Annotated in this window: 8 protein-coding genes; 4 read left to right on the top strand and 4 right to left on the bottom strand. The window is 71.9% G+C overall.

From position 1 onward, the window contains the following. Positions 1 to 234: hydroxyisourate hydrolase (locus AC5LUJ_RS11500; RefSeq protein WP_493464918.1), on the top strand; the 234-nt coding region annotated here is incomplete at its 5' end. A gap of 138 nt (positions 235 to 372) precedes the next feature. On the opposite strand, the gene AC5LUJ_RS11495 is transcribed toward AC5LUJ_RS11500, so the two are convergent. Then, positions 373 to 1,722, bottom strand: a complete 1,350-nt coding sequence (locus tag AC5LUJ_RS11495; protein WP_493464917.1) for a DUF6986 family protein — start codon at positions 1,720 to 1,722, stop codon at positions 373 to 375. An 85-nt stretch (positions 1,723 to 1,807) separates the two neighbouring features. Between AC5LUJ_RS11495 and AC5LUJ_RS11490 the strand changes: the two genes are divergently transcribed. Together AC5LUJ_RS11490 and AC5LUJ_RS11485 are read left to right on the top strand one after the other, a co-directional pair. Continuing rightward, complete coding sequence (locus AC5LUJ_RS11490; RefSeq protein WP_250286296.1) at positions 1,808 to 2,287, top strand: YidH family protein; 480 nt, start codon at positions 1,808 to 1,810, stop codon at positions 2,285 to 2,287. Continuing rightward, positions 2,284 to 2,664: a DUF202 domain-containing protein gene (locus AC5LUJ_RS11485; RefSeq protein ID WP_250286298.1), complete on the top strand. Its 381-nt coding sequence runs from the start codon at positions 2,284 to 2,286 to the stop codon at positions 2,662 to 2,664. Before AC5LUJ_RS11490 ends, AC5LUJ_RS11485 begins: the two co-directional genes overlap by 4 nt. Positions 2,665 to 2,741: 77 nt before the next feature. Here the strand turns inward: AC5LUJ_RS11485 and AC5LUJ_RS11480 are convergent, their stop codons facing one another. Next, positions 2,742 to 3,776, bottom strand: coding sequence for an agmatine deiminase family protein (locus tag AC5LUJ_RS11480; protein WP_493464916.1), 1,035 nt, complete (start codon positions 3,774 to 3,776; stop codon positions 2,742 to 2,744). 65 nt (positions 3,777 to 3,841) lie between these two features. On the opposite strand from AC5LUJ_RS11480, the gene AC5LUJ_RS11475 reads away from it, so the two are divergent. After that, on the top strand, positions 3,842 to 4,795 hold the full coding sequence (locus tag AC5LUJ_RS11475; RefSeq protein ID WP_250286302.1) for a nitrilase-related carbon-nitrogen hydrolase: 954 nt from the start codon (positions 3,842 to 3,844) through the stop codon (positions 4,793 to 4,795). A 373-nt stretch (positions 4,796 to 5,168) separates the two neighbouring features. Here the strand turns inward: AC5LUJ_RS11475 and AC5LUJ_RS11470 are convergent, their stop codons facing one another. Together AC5LUJ_RS11470 and AC5LUJ_RS11465 are read right to left on the bottom strand one after the other, a co-directional pair. After that, positions 5,169 to 5,828 (bottom strand): nucleotidyl transferase AbiEii/AbiGii toxin family protein, encoded by a 660-nt coding sequence (locus AC5LUJ_RS11470; protein WP_250286304.1) that lies wholly within the window; start codon positions 5,826 to 5,828, stop codon positions 5,169 to 5,171. An 8-nt stretch (positions 5,829 to 5,836) separates the two neighbouring features. Continuing rightward, positions 5,837 to 6,184 carry a hypothetical protein gene (locus tag AC5LUJ_RS11465; protein WP_250286307.1) on the bottom strand — a complete coding sequence of 116 codons (348 nt, stop codon included), beginning with the start codon at positions 6,182 to 6,184 and terminating at the stop codon, positions 5,837 to 5,839. Positions 6,185 to 6,410: the final 226 nt, after the last annotated feature.

The following is a 6,410-nucleotide window of genomic DNA, read 5'->3' as shown; positions in this document are numbered from 1 at the left end:
GGCGACGTCCGCGGCTGGCGGCTGGTGACGTCCGCTGTGACCGGCAGTGATGGACGGGTGCGGGACCTGCCGGTTGAGGGGCCGGGGGCGTGGCGCCTGGTGTTCGACACCACGTCCCGTTCGGCGTTCTTCCCGGAGGTCGTCATCACCTTCGTCGTGACCGACCCCGGGCAGCACCACCACGTCCCCCTGCTGCTGTCCCCCTACGGCTTCTCCGCCTACCGCGGCACCTGAGGCGTTCTGTGTCAGAGTTGTTTGACTACTAAGAGTAGTTAACAACTTGGGCATAAACGAGCACTACGAGCCGAGCACCGCGTGTGCGGGCAGAGCGCGGGGCGGACGATGTGATCGGATGTTCGTGACCGGATGCGTTCATCCAGATGGTCGGTGGGTTCCGGGTGGGGGCAGGGCGGCAGCGGCGACCGTTTCGCGGGTCAGGCCGGTTGCGGCCAGGTCGGCGTCGTCGAGGAGGCCCACGTCCAGTGCCCGTCGGAGATGGCCGGCCAGCGCGCGGGCGGTCGCGGGCTCGTCGGCGACCGGGCCGGCTGCCGTGACCGGGCCGGCTGGGCCGATCGTCGCGAGCGGACCGGTCGCATGCGCCGCGACAGTGCCGCCGACGGCGCCGGCGCCGGCGCCGGCGGCGCCGGTAGCGGCCCAGCGGGACAGCCGGGCCAGCGCGGTGGGCAGGCCGGTGAGCAGGCAGGACGCCACGGCCGCGTGCCGGGAGACCAGCTGCGCCGGGTGCAGGTCCCAGCCCTGGTAGAGACCGCGCCGCCAGGCCCGGCGGATCAGCTCGGCGTGCCGCCGCCAGGCCGCGTGCACCGCGGCGCGGTCACCGACCGGCAGCAGGTTGCACGACCCGTCCGCCACCCGCACGCCCGTGCCGGCCGCGGCGAGCTGCATGAGCGCGGTGGCGAGCTCCACCGCCGGATGGTCGCCGGCCTGATGCTCGGCGCTGATCCCCAGCGCCGCCGAGTAGTCGTAGGTGCCCACGTGCAGGCCGCGCAGGCGGGGGCGGCCCGCCGCCACGACCGCCGGCAGCGCCAGCACCGCCGCCGGGGTCTCGACCTGCACCTCCAGCGGTACGGGTGCCAGCCCGAGGCGTCCCTCCAGCTCCTCAAGGACGGCGCCGAACATGCTCACCTGCTGTGGCGCGCTCACCTTCGGCAGGGTGATCACCAGTCCGGGCGGCGCGGCGGCGGTGCCGCCCGCGGTGAGCGCGGTCAGGAAGAGGTCCAGGCTGCGCAGCCCGCGGGCGCGCACGGCCGCGTCCAGCGACTTCGGCCGCAGCCCGTAGGACGCCGGGAGCCGGCCCGCGGCGGCGGCCGCGCGCAGTGCCTCGGCCGCGGCGACGGCGTGGGCGTCCTCCTCGGCGTCGGCGCGGACACCGTACCCGTCCTCGAGATCCACCCGGAGGTCGGCGACCGGCGAGCCGGTGAGCACCCGGCGGACATGGTCGTGGACCCGCCCGGCCAGGGCCGCCGGGACGCCGGTCGCCGCCGCCAGGCCGGATGGTTCGCCGGCGTGCGCGCCGAAGGCGGCCCGGGCGGCCGCGGCCCAGTCGTCGACGACGGTCGCGGTCACCTGGTCGGCCGGCACGTAGCAGGTGTGCACCGGCTGGGAGCTGCCCGGATCCCCGGGAAAGCGGGTGGCCAGCTCGGCGTCCAGCCCGGTGAGCGGCGCGGTCAGTGCGGCGATCAGATCCGCTGGCAACGTCGGCATGCCCCCAGTCTCACCTCGGCCAGCGCCGCCGCGGGGGGCCGGCGGCGTACCTGGGCGGCGACGTTTCGACCAGTACGGTGAGGGGGTGGGCGCGGGCGAAGACGGGCATGGGAGCGGTCGCTTACCGTCCCGACGGGCGTGGTCCGCGCGCGCGTGGTGGTGCCGTCCGAGGAATGGGCGCCGGTCGAGGGACGGGTCCCGGCTGGGGGATGTCGGCCTGGTCGGTCAGGACCCGGACGTCCGCTTCAGCCTCGCCAACGAACGGACGTTCCTCGCGTGGATCCGCACGTCGCTCGCCCTGCTCGCGGGCGGCGTGGCGGTGGTCCAGGTCGTGCCCGAGTTCAGCGTCCCCGGTGCCCGGCATGTTCTGGGCGTACCGCTGATCATACTCGGCACTACCGTCGCGGCGACCAGCTACCGGCGATGGGTGATCGTCGAACGGGCGATGCGGGAGCGGCGGCCGCTGCCGGTTTCGGGACTGCCCCGGCTGCTCGCCGCCGGCGTGGCGCTGGTGAGCACGGCTGCGCTGATCTTCGTGCTGGTCGCCAGCCGAGGGGCACGGTGAGCCCTGCCGACGGCGGCGCCACCCCGGGCGGCCCCAGGGCCTGCGGCGATCGGCTGATGGTGCCGGACCGCGCCGCGGGGGAGACACAGCCGGAGCGGACCTACCTGGCCTGGCAGCGCACCGGGTTCGCGTTCGTCGGCCTGGGCGCGTTGCTCCTGCACGTCTCCTGCGGCCACGGGAATCGTCCGCTGGGATGTACGGCCGGTGCGTGGGCGCTCAGCGCTGGAGCGGCGGCATGGCTGACCGGATCGAGACGCCACCACCAGGACATGGCCGATGTCAGCAGCCGCCGGGCGAGCCCGGCCGGGGCGCTCCGATGCGTGGCGCTGGCGGCTGTGGTGTCCGGGCTGGCCGCCCTCGCGCTCGTACTGAGCTGAGCTGAGCCGAGCTGAGCCACGGTTGCGGACGGGAGCCACCGACCTGGCGGGTGACGGCCTGCCGGTGGTCGTTGTCCTCATCGCGTGACGCGTGGCTGTTGCTGGGTGATGCAGTGGACGCCGCCGCCGTAGGCGAAGACGGCCCGCCCGTCGACCGTCTCCACCCGCCGGCCCGGATACAGCCTGGCCAGCAGGTCCAGGGCGCGCTGGTCGGCCGGGTCGTCGAAGGTGCCGACCAGGACGAATCCGTTGCCGACATAGTGGTTGATGTAGGAGTAGCTGGTGGGCTGCCCGTCGAGCAGGACGGCGGGCGCGGGGATCTCGACGACGTGCAGCGGGCGGCCCGCCGCGTCCCTGCTCGCGCCCAGCAGGGCGGTCAGCTCGTGGCTTACCGCGTGGTCGGGGTGGGGGGGATCGGGCTGGGCGTGCACGGCAATGGGGCCGGTCGGCGTGAACGCGGCAACGATGTCGATATGGCCGCGGGTGCCGAGGCGGTGGTAGTCGGCGGTCAGACCACGCGGCAGCCAGACCGCGTGACGGGTGCCAAGCTGTGCGTGTATCTCGGCCCCGACCTGTTCCCGGCTCCAGCCCGGGTTCCGGCGGGGGTCGAGTTGCACCGTCTCGGTGAGCAGCACCGTCCCCGCCCCGTCGACATGGAAACCGCCGCCTTCGTTCGTGAGCGCCGAGCGGCGTGGTGTCGCGCCGGCCTGTACGGCGAGGTCCGCCCCGAGCCCGGCGTCGGCCTCCCACGTCGCCCAGTCCTGGGCGCCCCAGCCGTTGAAGACCCAGTCCACCGCCCCCAGGCGGGTCCCGTCCTCGATGGTGAACGTCGGGCCGGTGTCGCGGATCCACGCGTCGTCCAGCTCCCGTTCCACCACCCGCACACCCGGCCCGGCCAGCCGCGCCGCCACCGCGCCCTGGCCGGGGTGGGCGACGAGCGTCACCGGCTCGTACCCGGCGACCAGCCGGGCGACGCCGGCCCAGGCCGAACGGGCCGCGCCGAGCGTCTGGGAGCCCTCCGGGCCGAACGTGGCGCTGGGGGGTGGAAAGGCCATCCAGGTGCGTGCGTGCGGCTCCCACTCCGCGGGCATCCGTCGCGACAAGACGCTCACCTCCGTCCTGATGGCAGCCGCGCAGCGCGGGAGCAGGGGGGCCGGGGGCATGGGAGCATCGACGCATGCTGACGGTTACCAGTATCGGGACACGTACGTCGCCCGCGCGCGTCAGCCCTCCGGCCCGCCCCCCGTTCCGTCTCGGTGCCGTACAGCAGCGCTGGCATCGCGACCCGGCCGAACACGCGGCGGCGCTGCGTGACGGCGCGCGGATCGCGGCCGAGCTGGGAGCGGAGCTGATCTGTTTCCAGGAGCTCACCCTGTCGCGGTACTTCGCCGACGTCCGTCCGCAGGACAGCCCGGCGGCTCTCGCCGAGAGCGTCGAGGACGGGCCGACGCGCCGGTTCGCCGCTTCGCTGGCCGCGGAGCTGGACGTCCCGGTGCACGCCTCGCTCTACGAGCGGGCCGACGGCGACGGCGACGACGGCGACGACGGACTCGGCTACAACACGGCCATCGCCGTCGCGCCGGACGGCGCGCTGCTGGCGCGCACCCGCAAGCTGCACATTCCGGTTACGGCCGGCTACTACGAGGACCGTTACTTCCGTGGGGGACCCGCCGGGCCGGCGGCCTATCCGGTCCTCGGCCTGGGAGCGGCCCGGTTCGGCTTCCCCACCTGCTGGGACCAGTGGTTTCCGGAGCTGGCCCGCGCCTATTCTCTCGCCGGTGCCGACGTCCTGGTGTATCCCACGGCCATCGGCTCCGAACCGGACCACCCGGGATTCGACACCCGGCCGCTGTGGCAGCAGGTCATCGTCGGGAACGGTATCGCCAACGGCACCTTCATGGTGGCGGTCAACCGGATCGGCTCGGAAGGCACGCTGACCTTCTACGGCAGTTCGTTCATCTCGGATCCCTACGGCCGGGTTCTCGTGCAGGCCCCCCGCGACGAACCCGCCGTGCTCGTCGCCGACCTCGACCTCGACCAGAGACGTGACTGGCTCGACCTGTTCCCGTTCCTCACCACGCGCCGCCCGGACGCCTACACACCACTGGCCGAGCCCGCCACCCCCCGATAGCGCCTGTTCGAGCCGCGCCACGGGGCGGCGGCTCCGAATCTTTCCGCTGGAAAGCAAGGTCCGGCGACGACGGCGAAGGGCACGGCCATCGGCCGCCGTGAATCACTGGACGCGGAAGCTACCGTCAGGCGGAGCACCGGTGAATACGGAACGTGTGCGGCGCCGGTACCGGCCACGGTATATGTTGTGATATCCGTACCGATGACACGAGGGTTGTCGACAATCTCGGCAAGATCAGCGTCAGGTACCCATTCCTTCACTATCGGTCATGCTAGCTAGCATGACCGATAGTTCGGCATGATCAGCAGTGGGAGATCGCGATCCGTGAGGGTAGGTCGCGTACCCGAGCGGTTCTCGGTCTGGCCGGCTCGGGTTAGCCGAATCCGGGCTTCTCGGCAAGCAGACGCCTCCGCCAGTCGGCGAACCGTTGGCGCATTTCGGCGATCGCACGGGGGTCGGCGCCATACTCGGCGAACGCCGTATCGGTGATCTGTGTCAGCGCGCCGAGCGCATCAGCGAAGATCAGGGGGTCGAAGCCGGGATCGGTCGCGGCGGCCAGTTCGAGCAGGTCCTCACGCGAGTAACGACCGCTCATGATGGCGGCATCGACATCGAGAAAGTCACGCTGCATGGCGCGTCCGAACAGGGCACACATCTTGTTCGCTATGGCGTCGTCCGCATGCAGGACGGGCCCGATATCAAGCTGAATCGGATCGTGTGCCCGCCAGTCCGCAGAGAGTTCGACCTTCTCGGCCGTACCGTCGGACGGGTCGGCCACCATCAACCGAGCGAATGTTTCGGCCCGCATGGCGATCGATATCACGTACCCGGCTGCCTCCAGAGCGGAGACGACCGCCGACGTCAACTCCGGGAACTCGTTACGGCACTGCCAACTGGTGAACAGGTCGACATCCCCGCTCGGGCGGGAGCCCATCCCGTGCGCCTGGACCGCATAGCCACCCGCGAGCGCGAGCCCGTACCGTTCCCCGGCAGCCAGAGCGATCTTCGTGATCCTTTCGTGTCGGGGCTCCATGCCTGCGCCTACGCGGTGGCGGTGACCCGGCTGATTTCGGCGAGAACCGGGAATTTCTGCTCCCAGGCTCTCCTGAGCTGCGCCGGCAGCCACAGCAACGCCCACAGGCGCCGCAGCATCCCGGCGTTCAGGTACGTGTAGAGGTCCTGTGGGCTGGCCGCCTCGAGGAGGACGGCGCGGTAGAGGTCGACGACCCTGCCGGGAGCGTCAAGATCGTACTCGGCGTTGCCGGACCAGTCCAGGTGCGCTGGCAGCCGGACGACACCGGACGACGGCCCGCGCAGCAGGTCCAGGCTCCCCGCGACGGCATAGGGTCGCTGATAGCGGGACGTCGGCGCTCCACGCGTGTCAGCCATGATTACAAGCCTACCGTCAGCCGAAGACGATCGGCCGAGATGTGCCGCAAGCCCTGCCCACGCTCCGATATGAGGTGGCAGTACGGTCCTGGCGGGGTAGGGGGCGTCGAGCGGCGGCAACCGCTGGCCCTTGCTGGGTGAGAAGGCTGTCGGCTGGATCAGCGGGCGGATGCCTCCGCTACCCGTCACGCCACGGCTGGTACCAAGGCTCATCATACTAGCTAAC

It is taken from the genome of Protofrankia sp. CiP1_Cm_nod3 (genome assembly GCF_982290655.1).
The sequence above is the reverse complement of the archived record's forward strand: the minus strand, read 5'-3'. Positions and strand labels throughout refer to the sequence as shown.

Excerpts from the sequence above, each read along its gene's own strand:
- AC5LUJ_RS11470 (WP_250286304.1), bottom strand. The coding sequence starts at position 5,828 with ATGGAGCCCCGACACGAAAGGATCACGAAGATCGCTCTGGCTGCCGGG.
- AC5LUJ_RS11475 (WP_250286302.1), top strand. The coding sequence starts at position 3,842 with ATGCTGACGGTTACCAGTATCGGGACACGTACGTCGCCCGCGCGCGTC.
- AC5LUJ_RS11465 (WP_250286307.1), bottom strand. The coding sequence starts at position 6,184 with ATGGCTGACACGCGTGGAGCGCCGACGTCCCGCTATCAGCGACCCTAT.
- AC5LUJ_RS11495 (WP_493464917.1), bottom strand. The coding sequence starts at position 1,722 with ATGCCGACGTTGCCAGCGGATCTGATCGCCGCACTGACCGCGCCGCTC.